The organism is Halorientalis sp. IM1011 (assembly GCF_001989615.1).
Classification (GTDB): Archaea; Halobacteriota; Halobacteria; order Halobacteriales; family Haloarculaceae; genus Halorientalis.
In genome coordinates, this window is record NZ_CP019067.1 from 832,747 (window position 1) to 850,583 (window position 17,837).

The 17,837-nt window shown below is 68.8% G+C and carries 19 protein-coding genes; 14 read left to right on the forward strand and 5 right to left on the reverse strand.

The genetic code is table 11. The annotated features are described in order from the left end of the window. Positions 1-221 precede the first annotated feature (221 nt). Positions 222-581 carry a PadR family transcriptional regulator gene (locus BV210_RS04235; RefSeq protein ID WP_077205438.1) on the forward strand — a complete coding sequence of 120 codons (360 nt, stop codon included), beginning with the start codon at positions 222-224 and terminating at the stop codon, positions 579-581. Here the strand turns inward: BV210_RS04235 and BV210_RS04240 are convergent. After that, the gene (locus tag BV210_RS04240; protein WP_077205439.1) at positions 578-1,201 is read right to left on the reverse strand and encodes a rnhA operon protein; all 624 of its coding nucleotides are present in this window, start codon (positions 1,199-1,201) and stop codon (positions 578-580) included. The two genes, BV210_RS04235 and BV210_RS04240, sit on opposite strands and share 4 nt — an antisense overlap. Further along, on the reverse strand, positions 1,194-1,787 hold the full coding sequence (gene rnhA / locus BV210_RS04245; RefSeq protein WP_077205440.1) for a ribonuclease HI: 594 nt from the start codon (positions 1,785-1,787) through the stop codon (positions 1,194-1,196). The genes BV210_RS04240 and rnhA overlap by 8 nt, the downstream gene beginning before the upstream one ends. A 191-nt stretch (positions 1,788-1,978) precedes the next feature. On the opposite strand from rnhA, the gene BV210_RS04250 reads away from it, so the two are divergent. From BV210_RS04250 to BV210_RS04265, 4 genes are all read left to right on the forward strand, one after another. After that, positions 1,979-2,950 (forward strand): transcription initiation factor IIB family protein, encoded by a 972-nt coding sequence (locus tag BV210_RS04250; RefSeq protein ID WP_077205441.1) that lies wholly within the window; start codon positions 1,979-1,981, stop codon positions 2,948-2,950. 63 nt (positions 2,951-3,013) lie between these two features. Further along, on the forward strand, positions 3,014-4,270 hold the full coding sequence (gene nreA / locus BV210_RS04255; protein WP_077205442.1) for a DNA repair protein NreA: 1,257 nt from the start codon (positions 3,014-3,016) through the stop codon (positions 4,268-4,270). Between the two features lie 44 nt (positions 4,271-4,314). Continuing rightward, positions 4,315-4,548: a hypothetical protein gene (locus tag BV210_RS04260; protein ID WP_077205443.1), complete on the forward strand. Its 234-nt coding sequence runs from the start codon at positions 4,315-4,317 to the stop codon at positions 4,546-4,548. A gap of 45 nt (positions 4,549-4,593) precedes the next feature. After that, the gene (locus BV210_RS04265) at positions 4,594-4,848 is read left to right on the forward strand and encodes a hypothetical protein (protein ID WP_077205444.1); all 255 of its coding nucleotides are present in this window, start codon (positions 4,594-4,596) and stop codon (positions 4,846-4,848) included. Here BV210_RS04265 and BV210_RS04270 read toward each other — a convergent pair. The 3 genes from BV210_RS04270 to BV210_RS04280 form a co-directional block, all read right to left on the reverse strand. Beyond that, positions 4,845-5,282, reverse strand: a complete 438-nt coding sequence (locus BV210_RS04270) for a DUF302 domain-containing protein (RefSeq protein WP_077205445.1) — start codon at positions 5,280-5,282, stop codon at positions 4,845-4,847. The two genes, BV210_RS04265 and BV210_RS04270, sit on opposite strands and share 4 nt — an antisense overlap. An 85-nt stretch (positions 5,283-5,367) precedes the next feature. Further along, positions 5,368-5,655 carry a DUF5789 family protein gene (locus tag BV210_RS04275; protein WP_077205446.1) on the reverse strand — a complete coding sequence of 96 codons (288 nt, stop codon included), beginning with the start codon at positions 5,653-5,655 and terminating at the stop codon, positions 5,368-5,370. Between the two features lie 55 nt (positions 5,656-5,710). After that, positions 5,711-6,790 (reverse strand): tubulin/FtsZ family protein, encoded by a 1,080-nt coding sequence (locus BV210_RS04280; RefSeq protein ID WP_077205447.1) that lies wholly within the window; start codon positions 6,788-6,790, stop codon positions 5,711-5,713. Between the two features lie 109 nt (positions 6,791-6,899). Between BV210_RS04280 and BV210_RS04285 the strand changes: the two genes are divergently transcribed. From BV210_RS04285 to BV210_RS04325, 9 genes are all read left to right on the forward strand, one after another. Continuing rightward, a complete protein-coding gene (locus tag BV210_RS04285; RefSeq protein ID WP_077205448.1) occupies positions 6,900-7,484 on the forward strand; it encodes a hypothetical protein in 585 nt (194 codons plus the stop codon). Further along, positions 7,484-7,978 (forward strand): hypothetical protein, encoded by a 495-nt coding sequence (locus BV210_RS04290; protein WP_077205449.1) that lies wholly within the window; start codon positions 7,484-7,486, stop codon positions 7,976-7,978. Before BV210_RS04285 ends, BV210_RS04290 begins: the two co-directional genes overlap by 1 nt. 26 nt (positions 7,979-8,004) lie before the next feature. Then, positions 8,005-9,912: an ATPase, T2SS/T4P/T4SS family gene (locus BV210_RS04295; RefSeq protein ID WP_077205450.1), complete on the forward strand. Its 1,908-nt coding sequence runs from the start codon at positions 8,005-8,007 to the stop codon at positions 9,910-9,912. Beyond that, positions 9,909-11,654 carry a hypothetical protein gene (locus BV210_RS04300; RefSeq protein WP_077205451.1) on the forward strand — a complete coding sequence of 582 codons (1,746 nt, stop codon included), beginning with the start codon at positions 9,909-9,911 and terminating at the stop codon, positions 11,652-11,654. Before BV210_RS04295 ends, BV210_RS04300 begins: the two co-directional genes overlap by 4 nt. Positions 11,655-11,688: 34 nt before the next feature. Then, positions 11,689-12,159: a hypothetical protein gene (locus BV210_RS04305; protein WP_077205452.1), complete on the forward strand. Its 471-nt coding sequence runs from the start codon at positions 11,689-11,691 to the stop codon at positions 12,157-12,159. Continuing rightward, positions 12,137-12,526, forward strand: coding sequence for a hypothetical protein (locus tag BV210_RS04310; RefSeq protein WP_077205453.1), 390 nt, complete (start codon positions 12,137-12,139; stop codon positions 12,524-12,526). The genes BV210_RS04305 and BV210_RS04310 overlap by 23 nt, the downstream gene beginning before the upstream one ends. After that, positions 12,526-13,425: a hypothetical protein gene (locus tag BV210_RS04315; protein ID WP_077205454.1), complete on the forward strand. Its 900-nt coding sequence runs from the start codon at positions 12,526-12,528 to the stop codon at positions 13,423-13,425. The genes BV210_RS04310 and BV210_RS04315 overlap by 1 nt, the downstream gene beginning before the upstream one ends. Further along, positions 13,422-16,538 (forward strand): hypothetical protein, encoded by a 3,117-nt coding sequence (locus tag BV210_RS04320; protein WP_157525800.1) that lies wholly within the window; start codon positions 13,422-13,424, stop codon positions 16,536-16,538. The genes BV210_RS04315 and BV210_RS04320 overlap by 4 nt, the downstream gene beginning before the upstream one ends. Before the next feature lie 109 nt (positions 16,539-16,647). After that, positions 16,648-17,814 carry a 3-dehydroquinate synthase II gene (locus BV210_RS04325; protein WP_077207965.1) on the forward strand — a complete coding sequence of 389 codons (1,167 nt, stop codon included), beginning with the start codon at positions 16,648-16,650 and terminating at the stop codon, positions 17,812-17,814. Positions 17,815-17,837 lie beyond the last annotated feature (23 nt).

Genomic DNA, 17,837 nt, shown 5'->3' on the forward strand with positions numbered 1-17,837 from the left:
CGCGAACCGAGGGCTGGCGGTGGCTACGACGCCACCACTGGCGTGTATTCCATGTGAATAAAAAATCAGACATGAGAATGGCTGAAACCCCCCAGCGGCGTACAACAATATTCATTTCGAGACGAACCTGCAAGGAGAAATCACGCGACACTGGCGTCGAATCGGCAGGAACTCCGTTCTAGTTAACAAGGGTTAAATGGCGTGGTGACATTTAGTTAAGTATGTCAGAGTCACAAACTGTAGAGGCTGACCTGGAGGTCGCGCGCGAACTCACAGCGTTTCAGCGTAACATTCTCGTCATTCTGAGTGAGGAGCCCCGGTACGGGCTCGCGATCAAGCGGGAACTCGAGGCCTACTACGACTCGGAAGTCAACCACGGGCGGCTCTACCCCAACCTCGACGACCTCGTCGAGATGGGCCTGGTCGAGAAGAGTGAACTCGACAAGCGAACCAACCAGTACGCGCTGACCGAGGCCGGTCACGACGTGTTGCTCGATCAGCTCTCCTGGATGTTCGGTCGGTTCGTCACCGACGAGAGTCGGGCCGACGAACTGGAAGCGCTCGTCGACGAACAGCGCTAGAACGAGTCGGCAATCTCGAGCGTAAGCGCGACCGAACGGTCTAGCCGGTCTCGCTGTTTCTCGCTCGGCCACGCGTTCCGCGGGAAGTATTCGGCCACGAACTCTTCTATTTCGTCGTCGGTCGCCGAGTCGATGGGCTTGGCGTAGTGGTTGTTCATGAACTCCGCCAGCGCCGCGGCGTTCTCGCCGTGGACCGCGCCGTGTTCCGCACCGACTGCCTCGGCGATCTCACGGTTGCGTTCGGCGATTGCGTCCCACTCCGCACCGTCACCGGGTCCGCCCAGCGGTCGCTCGATTCCCCGGTCGACGTCCTCGATCGCGTCCATCTGGACCACCCCGTCCTCCAGCCACTCCTCGGGGTGGAGCACCAGCGTCTCGTGAGTGTCGTCCTCGCGGACGCGAGCAGTGAAGTCGTACTCGTCGAGCAACGACGCCCGGCGCTTTCGGTAGGCCGCCGCCTCCTGTTCGTCGACGGCGTCCCTGGCCAGCCGTGTCAGCCGCTCCACGTCGTCGATCACGTCCTGTGGAACCTCGGCGGACTCGTCGGTACCTTCGTCACTGGCCACAGCGCCCGGTCCGGCCACCGGTACCGCCTCGGGATCGGGTGTCTCGTCAGTCATCGTCCAGTGCCTCGTTCGCCAGTTCGTCGGCGCGCTCGTTTATCTCCCGCGGTACGTGGGTCAGCGACCAGTCGTCGAACCCGGCGAGCAGCTCCCTGACCGTCACGCGGTGTTCGCGCAACTCGGGGTCGTTTGCGTCGTACTCCCCGCGGACCTGTTTGACGATCAACTCGGAGTCGCCCCGAATCTCCACCGTCTCGAAGCCGAAATCGCCGGCCACCTCCAGGGCCTTCGTCAACGCCTCGTACTCGGCCTGATTGTTCGTGGCTCGGCCGATCCGTTCGCCGCCCTCCGTGGCGATGCCGTCGCCGGTGACGACCACCCAGCCGACGGCCGCCGGGCCGGGATTGCCGCGGCACGCCCCGTCGAAGTAAACGTGTGCACGGCCGCCGCCGTCACGGAGCAACGCTTCGATGGCTTCCGGCGAGTCGCCCTGCACGACGACCTTGTCGTCGTAGGCGACCGCCGTCGCACCGCCGTGCGTGGCCCGCCACCGTTCGTGGTCCGTGTTCCCCTCCTGCACGTCGACACCGGCGTCGGCCAACCGCTCGCGGGCCTCGGCCACGTCGCACTCGATGACCGGCATTGGCCCTCACTCGCCGGTGACCGGGTTTACCGTTTGTGGTCGCGACCGACCGCGGCCGGCGATTCCTCCGCCACGAGACCGCCGAAATCAATCCGTAGCGGTTCGGAGCGAACGTCTGACGCACGCAACACGAACCATAAAGTATTTGTCCAAGGATTTAAGCTGCCACGTCGTACTACTATAAAAGTGCGATGACACGGTCCACCCGTCAGCGGGAGCGCGAGCGCGAGGCCGAGACCGAAACTGAATCCACGGATGAAGAGGGGGTGCGTGCCTGTCCGGAGTGTGAGTCGGACAATCTGGTCAAAGATGCCGACCGTGGGGAGTTGATCTGTGACGACTGTGGCCTGGTCGTCGAGGACGAGAATATCGATCCCGGGCCGGAGTGGCGGGCGTTCAACCATCAGGAACGACAGGAGAAATCGAGGGTCGGTGCCCCGACGACGAAGACGATGCACGACAAGGGGCTGACGACCACCATCGACTGGAAGGACAAGGACGCCTACGGGCGCTCCATCTCCTCGAAGAAGCGCAGCCAGATGCACCGCCTGCGCAAGTGGCAGGAGCGCATCCGGACGAAAGACGCCGGCGAGCGCAACCTCCAGTTCGCGCTCTCGGAGATCGACCGCATGGCCTCCGCACTCGGTGTGCCCCGCTCGGTTCGGGAGGTCGCCTCGGTCATCTATCGGCGAGCCCTGAGCGAGGACCTCATCCGGGGGCGCTCCATCGAGGGCGTCGCCACGAGCGCTCTCTATGCGGCCTGTCGGAAGGAGGGGATCCCGCGCAGTCTCGAAGAGATTTCCGAGGTATCACGCGTCGAACGCAAGGAGATCGGCCGTACCTATCGCTACATCAGCCAGGAACTCGGACTGGAGATGGAACCGGTCGACCCCAAGAAGTACGTCCCCCGATTTTGCTCCGAACTCGATCTCAGCGAGGAGGTCCAGTCGAAGGCCAACGAGATCATCGAGACAACCGCCGAGAAGGGCCTGCTCTCGGGCAAGTCCCCGACCGGCTACGCGGCCGCCGCCATCTACGCCGCCTCCCTGCTCTGTAACGAGAAGAAGACCCAGCGCGAGGTCGCCGACGTCGCCCAGGTCACCGAGGTCACCATCCGGAACCGCTATCAGGAACAGATCGAAGCGATGGGCATCCACAGTTAGGTTCTCGTCTGCGAAGGCGCGGACGGGACAGATTCATAGCCCGGAGTCACCAAGGACGGGTAGATGCGCCTCGACGAGTTCATCGAGGACTTCCAGCGCGACGAGGCGGCCGACCTGCGACGGCTGGCCGAGGAGAAGTCCTACGCCATCACCGAGTATCTGGACGACGTGGAGCGGGAGCTCGACGAGACCGTCCAGGGTGACTCCCTCTTCGGGTCGACGGCCCCGTCGATTTTCGTCGGCCGGTCGAACTACCCGGACGTGTCGACGGGCCTGCTCTCGCCCGTGGCTGGCCCCGAGACCGACCCGACCGACTACGTGACCAGCGGCGAGTGGTACCAGCAGGGCTACTCCATCGACGACGTGTTCCAGCGCCGGACCGGCCTCCTGAACTCGACGCGAGCGGCGAAGGTCAACGTCGAGGACGTGTGGGACGGCTTCGTCGGCGTCCAGCGCGAGGTGGCCATCGCGGACGAACCCGTCGACGTGGAGATCGGTCTCGACGGCCAGCCCGATCTGGACGTGGATCTCGACGACATCGGTGCACCCCGCGGACCGCGCGCCCGCGCCCGTGACGCCGAACTCGCGGAGAACCCCTCCGTCCCCCTCGAAGTCGAGAAGACGCTGGAAGACGACGACTGGCGGGCCGACGGCGCGATGACCTACCTCTACCGCCGCGGGTTCGACGTCTACGAGATCAACAAGATCCTCTCGGCGGGCGCGCTGGGCCAGGGGGCGAACCGCCGGCTGGTCCCCACCCGCTGGTCGATCACCGCCGTCGACGACACCGTGGGCCAGTACCTCCGGGGAACGATTCGCAACGCGAACTCCATCGACAAGACGGAGGTCCGGGTCAACGAGTACATGGGCAACACCTACTGGGTCATCATGACACCCGGCCAGTGGGAGTTCGAACTCGTGGAGCTGAAAGCCCCGGGGAGCATCTGGAACCCCGACCCCGACGCGGGCATGTACATGGCCGCCGACAGCGAGGGATACGAGGGCCGCACCGCCTACGTCGACGAGACCTCCGGCGCGTACTACGCCACCCGGCTCGCAGTGCTGGAACACTTGAAGGAGCGCGGCCGGCAGGCCAAGGTTCTCGTGGTTCGACACGCCTCTCCCGAGTATTGGGCTCCCGTCGGCGTCTGGCAGATCCGCGAGGGGATCCGCCACGCCTTCGAGCAGGAAGTGGGCGAGGCCGAGAGCTTCCGGGACGCGCTCACCGAACTCGCACCCCACTTCCCGATCTCGCTGGCCCAGTTGCGCCGGAAATCCGAGATGGTCTCGGGCCTGCAGGCACAGATCACGGACTTTTGAGGCGGGATCGGTGCGGTTTTTGTCGGCGAGAGTGACGGTTCCACATGGCCCTCCCCGTCCCCGGGTTACCGGAACTGTTCGTGGCGCTCGCTGTGCTCCTGTTCTACGCCGTGTTCCTGCTGGGTCTCGTCGCACTGGGTGTCCGAATCGCGCTCGGGTTCATGGATCACCCCGAGTCCGAGGAGATTCAAAAGCGGGTCGCCCTGCTGGAGCGAAAAGTCGAGCGGCTGGAGGCACAGGTCGAAGCCGGCGAGGACACGGCGGACGACGGCGACTGATCGCGCGTCGACACAGTGAAGCACTCACCGGGAGTACCGGCGCACATGATATCGTCGCCCTCCGGTGCGGTCGTCTCGCCGCTCGTCGTCCCCGGCGTTCCTGGCGCGCCGGAACTGTTCGTCATCCTCCTGGTCGCTATCCTCGTGTTCGGCCTCCCGCTGGTGCTGGTCACTGGTGCGTATCTCTATCTCCGACGCGACGAGAGCATCGAGGAACTGGAGGCCCGGATCGACGATCTCGAAGCCGAGCGGGAGGACGGTGGTGTCGAATCCACCGGAAGTGAGCGCGAGGAGTTCTAGAGGTTCTCGAAGGCCTCGTCGACGAGTTCGCCCGTCGTCGCGACGATGTCGTCCCACGCCTCGTCGTCCTCGGCCAGTCCGAGCAAGCGGGCGACGCGCATGATCGAGAGGTGATAGACCTCCTGCCGGCCGGGTTCGACCTCGCGGACGATCACGTTACAGGGCATCAGCCCGCCGAGTTCGATGCACTCGTCGAGCGCGCGGTCGGCGACCTCGGGGTTGCAGGCACCGAGGACGTAGTATGGGTCCCGATCCGAACCGATCTTCTCGGCGAGCAGGTCCGAGACGGAGAACTCGACGGCGACGCCGAAGCCGGCCTCGGAGAACGTCTCACGCGTGTGTTCGATGGCGTCCTCGTGGTCCATCTCCAGGGTCGCGCGTTTCTCGCCGATGTCGTCGGACTCGATCAGACTGGGGTCTATCGGAAGCGTCATCGTCCGAAACCAGTCGGCGGCGGCGGAAAAAGCTACCTCGGTCGTGCGAACGGGGTGACACGACGTGGTCCAGATGGGCGTGCCGTCACTCCGCGGTCTGGACGGGACCGGTGCCGATCACGTCGCGGACGGCTTCCTCGAACTCCTGACGGCGCTGGAAGTAGGTCTCGTCGACGTCGGCGAGTACGTCGGCGAGGTCACGGGGGCCGTCGGGCGTCCGGATCGTCGTGTCGCCCTCGCGTTGCTGGACGTAGCTCTTCTTCGCGCCCCACATCAGTCGCGCGGACACCTGTGCCAGCGGCACGCCCTCGACGGACTCGCCGTCGCCGAGTTCGACGGCGGGTTCCTCGTCTTCGGATTCCTCGTCGGCCATGTTTCGTGGTTCTCGGGGGCGCTGATTAGTTGTTTCGAAGGATGGCCGCGACCGCCTACATCAGGTCGTCGAGTTCGTCGTTCTGGAAGGCGTCTTTCGCGCTCTCGGTGGATTCTTCCTGCTGTTTGCTGGCCTCGCGAGCGCGGTCCATGAACTCCTGGACGCGCTGTGAGCGTTCGACGCCGCCGAGCAGGACGAGCGCGGCGATGCGTTCGCTGGAGAGGGGGAAGTCCCCGCCCCGGACTTCGAGGCTGCCGGTCTCCTCTTCGAGCCACTTGCGGGCGCGTTCGACGCCTTTGCGGGCGATGCGGTCGGGGTGGCCGGCGATCACGAGGAGGGCTTTGTCGGCCTCGACGGCCTGGGGGAGGGAGGTGCCGGTGAGGAGGGCTTTCCGGGCAGTGGAGGTGATGGCGTTGATGTTCTCGCCGGCGTCCTCGTCGGCCTTCGCGGAGGCGTAGCCGAGCGAGGCGATGCCACCGCTCGCGAGCGTGTTGATGATCTCGCTGGAGTCGACGACCGACTCGCCGACGCCCTCGACCATCTCGCCCGCGGCGAGCAACAGGCCGACCCGTTCGGCGATGCGGTCGTTGATCGCCGCGAATCCTTCTTCGACGCTCTCGCCGGAGGTCTTCCAGGCGTCGTTGTCGATGACGAGCACGGAGTCGGCTTCTCTGGTGAAGGTCTTGAGCGAGCGACCGGCGTTGGCCTGGTAGATGGCGCCCTCGTCGCGGCCGGGCAGGACGCCGAGGCCGTACACCGGCATGGTGTAGACGCGCTTGAGTTCGCGGGTGAGCATGGGTGCGCCGCCGCTGCCGGTGCCGCCGCCGAGGCCGGCGACGACGAAGATGGCGTCGGCCTTGCTGGTGACGCGGCCGTCGAGTTCGTCCATGACCTCGGTGGCCTCGGCCTGCATGATTTCGGCCCCGAGTTCGTTGTCGCCGCCGACGCCGTGTCCTTTCACCCGGTCCTGTCCGACCAGCATCGTGTCGATGTCGAGATTCTGGAGATCCGCGCGGGCCGTATTGACCGCGAAGGCTCCCTGTACCGCCTCGAACCCGCGGTCGTAGTCGAACTCCGCGAGCGCCTGCGCGATCTTCCCTCCTGCTTGCCCGACACCAATCAGGACGACTTTCATATCGCCATAGACACGAGGCCGACTAATCAAAGATGGGGGTGTCAGTGAACGGACTGGCCCGGTCCGGAGATCCGAGCGTTCAAGTACCGGAACGGGAGCAGCGGCGATCATGGACGGAGACGACGTGGAGGCACGGCTCGAAGCGGTCGAACGGGCGCTCGCCGACGGGGACGCGGAGCTGACGGAAATAACCGAGGCCGCCGAGCAGGCGCGGGAACTCGACGAACTGCGCGACCGGATCGACGCCCTCGAATCGGAGGTGACGGACCTGGCCGCCAGCGTCCAGGCAGTGCGCGGGTACGTCGGCAACGTCCGGACCGTCAACCAGGACGTGGAGCGCCGTGCCGACGCCGCACTCGCCAAGGTCGAGGAACTGGAGCGCCGCGGCACGGACCGTGAGGGTCGACACTCCCCCGAGCAGTCGGAGAGCACGGATCGAGCCGACGGGAGGGCCACCGACCGGACCGAATCGCCAGGGGACATCGCGCGACGGATCACCGGCAGAGACGAACCCGAGCGAGGTCGGCGATCATCACGTAACGGGGCCGGCGGGCGTGACAGCGGCGGACATCGCCACGCCGACGAGAACAGACGGACACGGCCCCGGTCGCGGGACGGGCGCGGTCCCGCTGCCGGTTCGGGGAAGAGCGACGACGAGGACGGGTTCCTCTCGGGGCTGCGCGACGCGCTGTGATGCTCCGGGTGGTCGTGGCAATCGTCCTCGCGTCGGCGCTGGTGGCAGCCAGTGTGCCGGGAATAGAGATCGCTGCCCGGGAGCGAAGCGAGGCGGCGCTCACAGCAGAGGCCGACCGACTCCGAACGGCCATCGCGGACCTCCGCAACCGCGAGAGCGCCGTCGGATCGAACGCCGGCGCGCGTCGGATCGTCACGGTCGAAATCCCGGCCCGCTCCCGGACGAACGCCGGTGAATCCACGCTCGCGCTCGGCGGTGTGCCGGGCCAGACGGAACAGTACGGAGAGTTCGCCGTCGACCTCGCGTGGCGAGTAGACGGCGGTGCGGTCACGGCGCGTCGACTGCCCGGCGTCCACGTCGTTCACTACCGGGACGGCCGCGTCCGCGACGAGCCGCTGGTTCTGGAGTCGCCGGGCAAACACCGGGTCGCACTGACGCGTATCGAACGCGACGGGCGGCGGCTGATCGGCGTCCGCCTGCTCCCGGAGGTTTAAGTCCGGAAACGGGACGAGCGACGGCCATGGGAGTACTCAGTCGCGTCCGCAGCGACGACGATGAGACGGACTGTGGGTGTGAGCCGTCGTTCGACGGCGACCGGCTGATGGTCGACGCCGACAACTGTCCTGGCGAGGGACGGCTCGCGACCGAACCGGCCTGCCGTGAGACGGTCGTCGACGCGCTCCGGGAGCGAGACGCCGACGCCATCTGTACGCGGGCCGTGGGGACCGAACGGGCCTACGAGGGGACGGCCGCGGCCGCGCTCGTGGCCGCCGGCCGGTTCGCCGACGCGGCCGCGTTCCACGACGAGGGCATCGCCGACCGGGCACACCGTGACCCGCTCGGTGCCGCCCGGGCCGCCACGGGACGAGCGGGACCGGTGGCGAGACTGGCGGCCGAAACGGGGCTGGCCGAGGTGGCCGCACGGGCCGACGGCTACGACGACCTGCTCGCACCCGCGGTGGGGCCGACCATCGGCCGGTCGCGAGTGCGACTCAAGCCGCCCGCGACGGCCAGATTCGCGTCTCGCCGGGAACTGGAGACGGGTGCAGTCGTGCGGATCTACGACGAACCGGATCACGAGCGCCGGACCTACCACCTCGAACCGGTCGAGTACGGGTTCGGCGGGGCGGCCACCGAGCGACTGGTCGCTGCCTACGACCGGCTCGCCAGCGGTGCGGTGAGCGGGGGCGAGCGGGCACCGGGCCGGGCGGTCCGACGCGTCGTCGACAATGATGACGAGTTCGACGCGACGGTCGGCGTCCTCGAGCGGGTCCTGAAAAAGCACACGACCGGATACGGCGTGATCGCGGACCTATTCGCCGACGAGCGCGTCTCGGACGTGTTCGTGACCGCGCCGGCGGCGGACAATCGGATCCGTGTCCGTGTCGACGGCGAGACGCTGACGACGAACGTCCGGCTCACCGAGGGTGGCATCGAGGCGCTGGCGTCGCGATTCCGCCGGGAGAGCGGCCGGGCCTTCTCCCGGGCCAGTCCGGCGCTCGACGCGACGGCGACGGTCGCCGGCCGGCGCGTCCGGGTCGCCGGCGTCACCGAACCGGTCAGCGAGGGGGTCGCCTTCGCCTTCCGCGCGCACGAGCGGGAGGCGTGGACGCTCCCGGCGCTGGTCGCGAACGGCACGCTCCCCGTAGAGGCCGCCGCGCTCCTCTCGCTGGCGGTCGAACGCGACGCCGCGACGCTGCTGGCGGGGACCCGCGGTGCCGGGAAGACCACTCTGCTCGGGGCCCTCCTGTGGGAACTGCCCGCCGAGACCCGAACCGTCGTCATCGAGGACTCGCCGGAGTTGCCGGTCGGGCAGTTACAGGACGCCGGCCGGGACGTGCAGTCGCTCCGGACCGGCGACGGGGACGGCGGGGAGCTCACGCCGGCCGAAGCGCTCCGGACCGCGCTCAGACTCGGAGAGGGCGCGCTGGTCCTCGGTGAGGTCCGCGGCGAGGAAGCGGGGGTCCTCTACGAGGCGATGCGGGTCGGTGCGAGCGGGAGCGCGGTGCTGGGGACGATCCACGGCGACGGCGGCGCGGCGGTTCGCGAGCGCGTCGTCACCGACCTCGGCGTGCCGGAATCCTCTTTCGGCGCGACCGACCTGCTGGTGACGCTCGAACCCTACGAATCGCCGAGCGGTCGCGCTCGCCGGGTCAAACGGATCGAGGAGGTCGTCACCGCCGACGCCGTCGGCTTCGAGCCACTGTTCGAACTCGACGACGGCGACCTGACCTCGACCGGGCGGATCGAACGTGGGAACAGCCGCCTGCTCGACGGACTGGCTCGCTCCGGCGAGAGCTACGCTGCCGTCAGGGATCGCCTCCACGACCGGACGGACTGGCTGGCCGACCTCGCCGACGGCGATCGCACCGATCCCGAGAAGGTCCGTCGAGCCCACGCCCGGCGACGGGCGGAGCGGACAGTATGAATCCGGCCGTCGAGCGGGCCGTCCGGCTGCTCGCGCGGTGCTATCCGTGGCCGGCCGAGGGGAGCGCCGACCTGGACCGGGCGCTCGGGTTCATCGGATCCGACCTGTCACCCGAAACCGTCGTCCGGGCGGGCTACGGCGCGGCGTTGCTGTGTGTCCCTGTGGTGGTTCTCGCCGGTCTCGTCGCACCCGCAGGGACGACACCGCTCGTCCTCGGGTGTGGGGCGGCGGGTGCCCTGGCCGTCGTCCACACGGTTCACAGCGCGCCCCACGCGCTCGCGACGGCCCGGCGGACACGGGCGCTGGGGGAAGCGCCGGCGCTGGTGAGCCGGGCCGTCCTCCGGATGCGCGTGACGCCGGCGACGGAGACGGCCGCAGCCTTCGCGGCCGAGACGGGACAGGGACCGCTGGCCGACAGCCTCGGCGAGCACGTGCGCCGTGCCGCCGGGAGCGCAGGGTCGGGCTTTCCCTCGTTCACCGATGAGTGGGACGAGTGGTTCCCCGACTTACGTCGCTCGCTCCTGCTCGTCGAGTCCGCCGGGACGGCTCCCGCCGGGGAGCGTAAACGCGCCCTCGACCGCGGGATGGCGGCCGTCCTGGACGGGACCCGCGACCGGATGGCCGAGTTCGCCGCGAGTCTGCAGGGGCCGGCGACGGGGCTGTACGCCTTCGGCGTCTTGCTCCCGCTCGCGCTGGTCGCGATGTTACCTGCCGTTCGGACGACGGGTGCCTCGGTCCCGCTCGCGGCCGTCGTCGCGCTGTACGACCTCGCCCTGCCGGCCGTCCTCGTGGCCGCGAGCGTCTGGCTACTGATCCGCCGTCCCGTCACGTTCCCGCCGCCGTCGGTCGGACGCGATCACCCCGACGTGCCGAGTCGTCGGTGGCCGGCACCGGCCGCCGGGGCCGTCGCCGGCGGAGCAGGATGGCTCCTCGCGACCAGACTCGTCGCGCCGTGGACGGGGCCGCTCGCGGCCGTCGGGTTCGCCAGCGGTGGGGCGCTCGTGGTCTACTACCGACCGATCACGGCCGTCCGCGATCACGTCCGGGCCGTCGAGGACGGACTGGCCGACGCCCTCTACCAGATCGGGCGGCGGGTGGAAGAAGGCGAGGCTGTCGAGCACGCCATCGCGACCGCGGCGGACGAGGTAGGTGGCGCGACCGGCGAAGTTCTGCAGGAGGCCGCCAAGCGACAGCGCCGGCTCAAGGTCGGCGTCCGCGAGGCGTTCCTCGGCGACCACGGCGCGCTCGCGACGGTTCCGAGCGCCCGGGCGCGGAGTACCGCCACGCTCCTGGCAATGGCTGCGAGCGAGGGTCGGCCGGCCGGCGGGGCCATCGTCGCGATGGCCGACAACGTCGAGGAACTCGCGGCCGTGGAACGCGACGCGCGCCACGAGATCGGGACCGTGACCGGGACGCTGGCCAACACCGCCGCGCTGTTCGGCCCGCTGGTCGCCGGTGCGACCGTCGCGCTGACCGCCAGCATGGACCCGGGCGGATCGATTTCGATAGGAGCTGCGGGGGTCACGGAGGCGACAGAGATGGCCTCGGGGATCGGAACCGCCGGTCTCGGACTGGCCGTCGGCGCGTACGCGCTCGTCCTCGCGGCGATCCTGACGACGCTCGCGACGGGGCTGGCCCACGGCCTGGACCGCGCGCTGGTCGGCTACCGCGTCGGCTGGGCGCTGCTGGTCGCGACCGCGACCTACCTCGCAGCGATCCACGCGGTCGGCCTGTTCGTCTGAATCCTTAAATACCGGAACGAGACCATCCCCGTCCATGTTCGACGCACCGGCAGACACCTGGTATCTCTGGGTCGGGGTCGCGACGGCGAGCGCGCTCGCGTTCGGTGTCGCGGCCGCGCTCCCGACGACGGTCCCGCCGGATGCCCAGCGGGCGGCGGCGACGGTCGACGCGGTGGCGACCAGTCCGCACAACGCGACGGGCGAACACACGCTGGACGCGACGGCGGTCGAACTCGGCAGTCGACGCATCGGGCTGCGAAACGACGGCGGCACGACACACGCCGCGTTCGCCTACGGGCCCGTCACGCCGGTCCGGGGCGGAACCGATCTGGCGGCGGTCCTCCGGGGCGAACCGCCCGGGGACGTGTTCTCGAACGCGACCGAGTTCCGGACGGCCGCCGCGGAGGCGCGGAACCGCACTCGTGCGTGGCGAGAGACGGACGGGCGACTCGTGGCCCGCCGAGTCACCTGGGAGGGGATCGATGTCACGCTCGTCGGCGCGTAGGGGGCAGGTCGAGCCAGTCGCGGCCATCGTCGCTGTGTTCGCCCTCGGCGTCGGCCTGACCATCTACGCGGGCGCGGTCGAGGACGCGGTCCCAGGAACCGAGCCCCGGAACGTCGCACAGCCGACGCTGTCGGCCGTCGAGGACGCCATCGAGACCGCCGGCGTCGTCCAGACGGATCGCCTGTCGCGGGTCAACGCCGTCACGCCCGCCGGTCGTCAGCTAAACGTGACGCTCACGGCCGGCGACCGGCGCTGGACTCGGGGTGATCGGGCCCCGGCATCGGCACAGCGGGCGAGTACCAGAGTGAGCGTCGGGCTGGGATCGGGACGGGTTCGTCCGGGTCGGCTCACGGTGAGGGTGTGGTGATGCGGGCGATCAGTACGGTACTGGACGCCGCGCTCTTCCTCCTGCTCGTCGGGGCCGCTGTCGGGACCCTCGCGCTCGGAACGAGTCCGCCGCCGTCGGCGAACGCCGACGCGGCCGACGGCGTCGCCGACGCGCTCACGACGAGTACGGCGACCGTCCAGTACTCGCTCGCACCGGGCGCACGCCGAGCATCGTCGCGGGTCGTCACGTTCCCGATAACCGAGGGGGCGACGTTCCGACGGACCGCTCACGGTACGCTCGCGAGCCATCTCTCGACGGCTGCACTCGGCAGTCTCGCCGTCGATGGGCAGCGCGTCAGTCACGCACGGGTCGACTACCAACGATCGGTGGCCAACGCGACGCGGAACCTGACCCGCGGACGCGACCACCTCGCGCGGATCCGCGCTCGCTGGGAACCGTACCCCGACGCGCCGATTCGAGGCACGTACACGGTCGGTCCCGCGCCACCACGGGACGCGACCGTTCACGCCGAAACAGTGGTCGTCGCGAGCGGCCTCCCGTCGACCCGAGAGGCGGCGCGGCGTGTGACGAGCGAGAACGCGACGAACGCCACCTTCGAGCGACTAGGGTCAATCGTGGCCCAGCGGGTCGTCCGGGGGCTGTTCCCGCCGAATCGGACCCGGAGCGCCCTCCTCGGGGACTACCCAGTCGAACAGCTCGTGACCTACCGGTACGAGCGGCTGGGCCGATTCCTCGGAGCGAACGTGACGGCGCGAGCGGAGGCCGACAACGCCACGGGCGCTAACGACGCACTCGCGGCCGCGCTCGGCGATCGACTGGCCGCGGATATGCGGACTCGGTTCCAATCGCCCAGTGCTGCGGCCGACGCGGTGTCGGTCGGCCAGGTCAGAATCACCGTCCGGACGTGGTCGCCGTGACCCGATCGTTCAGAGGCGACGAGCGCGGGTGGCTCCCCTTCGCGCTGGTCGGCGTCGTCCTCCTGGTGGGGAGCGTGGCGCTGTTCGTGGGTCTCCAGCCGGATCGCCCGGCCACGGAGCCGACGATGGACGTGGCGGTCGAACGGGCCGTCGGCGAGTCATCCACCGCGATCCGGACGGCGGTCGTCGAGGCCGGCGACGCCGCGGCTATGGATCCGGTCCTCGAACGGGCGAACACGCCGGCCGGACACGTTCTCGACGACGAGACGCCGTTCCGGGACGCCCTCCGGGTCCGGATCTACCTGCGAGCGCGGGAGCGACTCGACGACGTGACTGTCACGCGCAACGACGTGACGGCGACCGCCTCGCTCCCGGCGACGCCGAACGCCAGCGGTCTGGAATCGGCGATGGAGCGCGTCCACGTCGAAACGGCCAACGACAACCAGACGCGCCTCCGGGTTCGGGTCGAGAACGTCACCGTGACCGCCACGCGCGGGAACGAAACGGTCGTTCGCCGGACGGTGAAACCGACGGTTACTGTCCGGACGCCGGTGCTCGCCGTCCACGACCGGATGGAGCGGTTCGATCGACGGCTAAACGCCGGGATCGGCCGGCCAGGCCTGACAGGTCGACTGACGGGTCGGCTGTTCGGCGTGGTCTGGGCGCGTGGGTACGCCCAGTACGGGTCCGGCGGCGTCGCCATCGAGAACGTGCTCGCCAACCGCCACGTGGAGATAATGACCAACGGCGCGATCCTTCGCGAGCAGCGCCACCTGTTCGGCCGGAGCGACGCCTCGGGCCGGCGAGCGATGGACCGCGCGATGGTCGGTGTCGGCCTGACCGACTTGCTTCACGGCGCGGGGGTTCCCGGTGGGTACGTCGAGACGCTGTTCGAGGGCGGCCGACCCGGACCGAATCCGAACGCGCCCGCCGGGATTCCGTCGCTGGAGACGGACACCGCGGCTCCCGACGCCGGGGATCGGATGACCGTCGGCGTCAACGGCACCGCCGACCGGGGACTGGCCAGGGCCACCGCGCCGGTGAGCCTCCGGTCGCTCGTCCGGTCGGTCTACAGCGCCGAGGTTCGGACGATCGGCGAAACCGATCGGACCAGCGGGTCGCTGCCGAGTTGCTGGACCGTCCAGCCCGACGGCTGGTGGCGACTCGACTCCGAGCGCGTCGGCCGAGACGATCCAACCGTGACGGGGACGACCGAGGTGAACCAGTCGATCCCGGACGGCTGGCACGCGTTCGAATCGTTCGGCCGCCGGGTGAAACAGGAACGGACGAAGTACTGTCACTGGGTCGACGGCAACGAGACGACCGTCACGGAGGCGAGCGACACCTTCCGCTTCCACGTCGGAGTGGCGCTGATCGGCCGGCACGCGCCCACTCCGTACGCACCGGCCAACGGAATCGAGACCGTCCACGAAGCTGGAAAGGGACCGTTCGACGGGCCGAATCTGGCGAACGTCAGTCGACGGGCGCGACTCCGGCTGATCGACGGCCGCGGCGGCCCCGACGAACTGGCGAGGGACGCGGTGCGGAAGCGAAAGAACATCTCGGGCGTCCGAACCGTCCACGGTCGGGTTCCAGAGGGAATTCGAGGGTGGCTGCTGGCCGATCTGGTCGGCTTCCGCGACCGAGTCGCGAACGTCTCTGTCACTGTAAAGCGCGGCCGGGCCGGCGCGTTCGAGGCGAACCCGGCCGAGAAACTGGAGCGGAAACTCGGGGGGCTGGTCGCTCCGCCGAACGAGTACGGAAGCGTCGCCGAGAAGGCACGGTTCGCCGCCCGTGGGATGTACGCCGAGCAGACCCGGGAACTCCTCGAAAAACGGGCCCGAAAGCAAGCCCAGCGGAGACGGAATCTCGGTAAAGCGCTCGGGAGCGTCGGGGTCGACTCGCCGAACCTGCTGGAGCGGGCGCTGGAGACCCGGAGTGGCAACGGCTTGACGGCCCGCGAACCGGGCATCGACGGGGTCGACGTGACGGCCGTCGAGGGCTCGCCGGCGTACCTGACGGTCGCCGAGGTCGGCCCGAACCACGCCGACTCGTTACCCGAGGACGCTCGCATCAGTCCGCTCGCGACGAGAAACGTCAACCTGTTCGCGTCGCCTCACGGCAACGTGGCGGATACGCTGCTCGAAAGCGTCGACATGGGCTCGACCGTCGATCTCCGGACGGCCGCCCGCACCCTCCGCGCGACGCAGGCCGCCAGCGGACTGACGACCGAAAACGAGACGCTCGACGAGACACTCGACCGGAAATCCAGGTCCCTGGAAGGGGTCGTCCAGCGAAGAGTCGGTTACTCACGGCGAGTGCTCAGGAAACAGCTCGCCAGTATGGAGATCGGCGACGACGAATCCGAGCGCCGCCGCATCGTCGAGGACGCGCTCGCGCGGTGGGAGGGACCCGGAGCGAAAGCGCTGGCGCTGACGAACGGGTCGGCGGCATCGGCCGTCGCCGATCGAGCGATCGAACACGACGAGACGAGACGGGACAACCTGCAGGCCACGCTCAGGTTGGTGTTACACGCGACCGCGACCGGAACGGACACGCGGGTCTCACAGGCGAAGATCAGCACGACCGGGGAGCTGGTCCGGCAGAAAGTGACGGCCAGACTGGCCGCTGGCATCGAGAACGCAACCCGCGAAGGGGCGAGCCGGCTCGCCGACAGACTCGACGACCGGCTGAAACGGTCCCTGAACCGGGTCCCCGCTGGGCTCCCGATCGTTCCGGTCGGTCCAGCGTGGTGGTTCACGGCGAACGCGTGGTTCGTCGACGTACGCGGTGGATACGACCGCTTCGCGGTGCGGGCGAAAACCGGTGCGGCCGGGGCTCCCGGTAGCTCGCTCACCTACGTCAGGGACGGCGGCGTCGCGGCCGTCGACTACGACGGCGACGGGGAGGACGAGCGGCTGGGACACGCCGACCGGATCTCGTTCGAGTCCCAGACCGGCGTCGTCATCGCCGTCCCGCCGGGGCCCCAGGGTGTCGGCGACAAGGACGGGAACGTCGACGAGCGCTCCGGAAGCTGGACGGACTGGCAGCCCGTCCGGCCGGCCAGATCGAACGGGACGGCAGTCCCGGCCACCTGGCCCGATCGGCGGTGAACGGCCCCACACCGTCGGAAACGGCGTGGAACGCCACTAACGCGCCGTTCGGACGGTGAATGTGCCCGACTTCGCCATGTTCAAGCCGGGTGGCTTCGAGGGGGAACACATGACACGCTCCGTCTGGCTGAAAGCCGACGACGAAGTCGGCGACTGGGAGACACGCAAACGACGTATCACCGCCGGTCTGGAGGCCGGCGTCGACTGGGTACTGGTCGACGAGTCCGACGTGGAACGCGTCCGCGAACTCGGCGAAGTGAACGTCGCCGCCTTCTCGAACGGCGACGTACACGTCATGGAAGCCGAGGAAGACGAGACGAACGCCGACGCTGTCGTCGTGGGCAAGGACGGTGAGGGCGACGGGACCGTCGATTTGCCGACCGACTTCTCCGGCTCCGCCGATCTCTCCTCACTGCGATCCAACGGCGAGAATCCCCAGGGTGGCTACGTCCGCATCCTGAACGAGGACTACGAGGCCTTCGCACAGTCGGTGGCGGAGGAGGCGGAGTACACCCTCGTCGTGGGCGAGGACTGGCAGATCATCCCCCTGGAGAACCTCATCGCCCGCATCGGCGAGGAGACGGATCTGATCGCCGGCGTCCAGTCCGCCGACGAAGCCCGCACCGCCTTCGAGACGCTGGAACTCGGATCGGACGGCGTCCTGCTGGACACCGACGATCCCGACGAGATCCGGAAAACGGTCGAGGTCCGCGAGGAGAGCCAGCGCGAGTCCGTCGACCTGCAGTGGGCCGAGGTCACGGCCATCGAACAGACCGGCTCCGCCGACCGGGTCTGTGTCGACACGGGCAACCTGATGGAACACGACGAGGGGATGCTCGTCGGGTCGATGTCGCGTGGTCTCTTCTTCGTCCACGCCGAGACGGCCGAATCGCCCTACGTGGCGTCCCGACCCTTCCGGGTCAACGCCGGCGCGGTCCACGCTTACGTCCGCACGCCCGACGGTGGGACGAAGTACCTCTCGGAACTGCGAAGCGGCGACGAGGTACAGGTCGTCGACACGAACGGCAACACCCGCGAGGCCATCGTCGGCCGCGTGAAGATCGAGAAGCGTCCGATGTTCCGGGTGCAGGCCGAAACCGCCGAGGGCGACCGGATCGAGACGCTCCTCCAGAACGCAGAGACGATCAAAGTCGCCACGAAAGACGGCCGGAAAGCCGTCACGGACCTCGAAGCCGGCGACGAACTGAAGGTGTTCTACGAGGACACCGCACGGCACTTCGGCGAGGCTGTCGACGAGAGCATCATCGAAAAGTAACGGAATGGGGCCTCGTGGCGTCC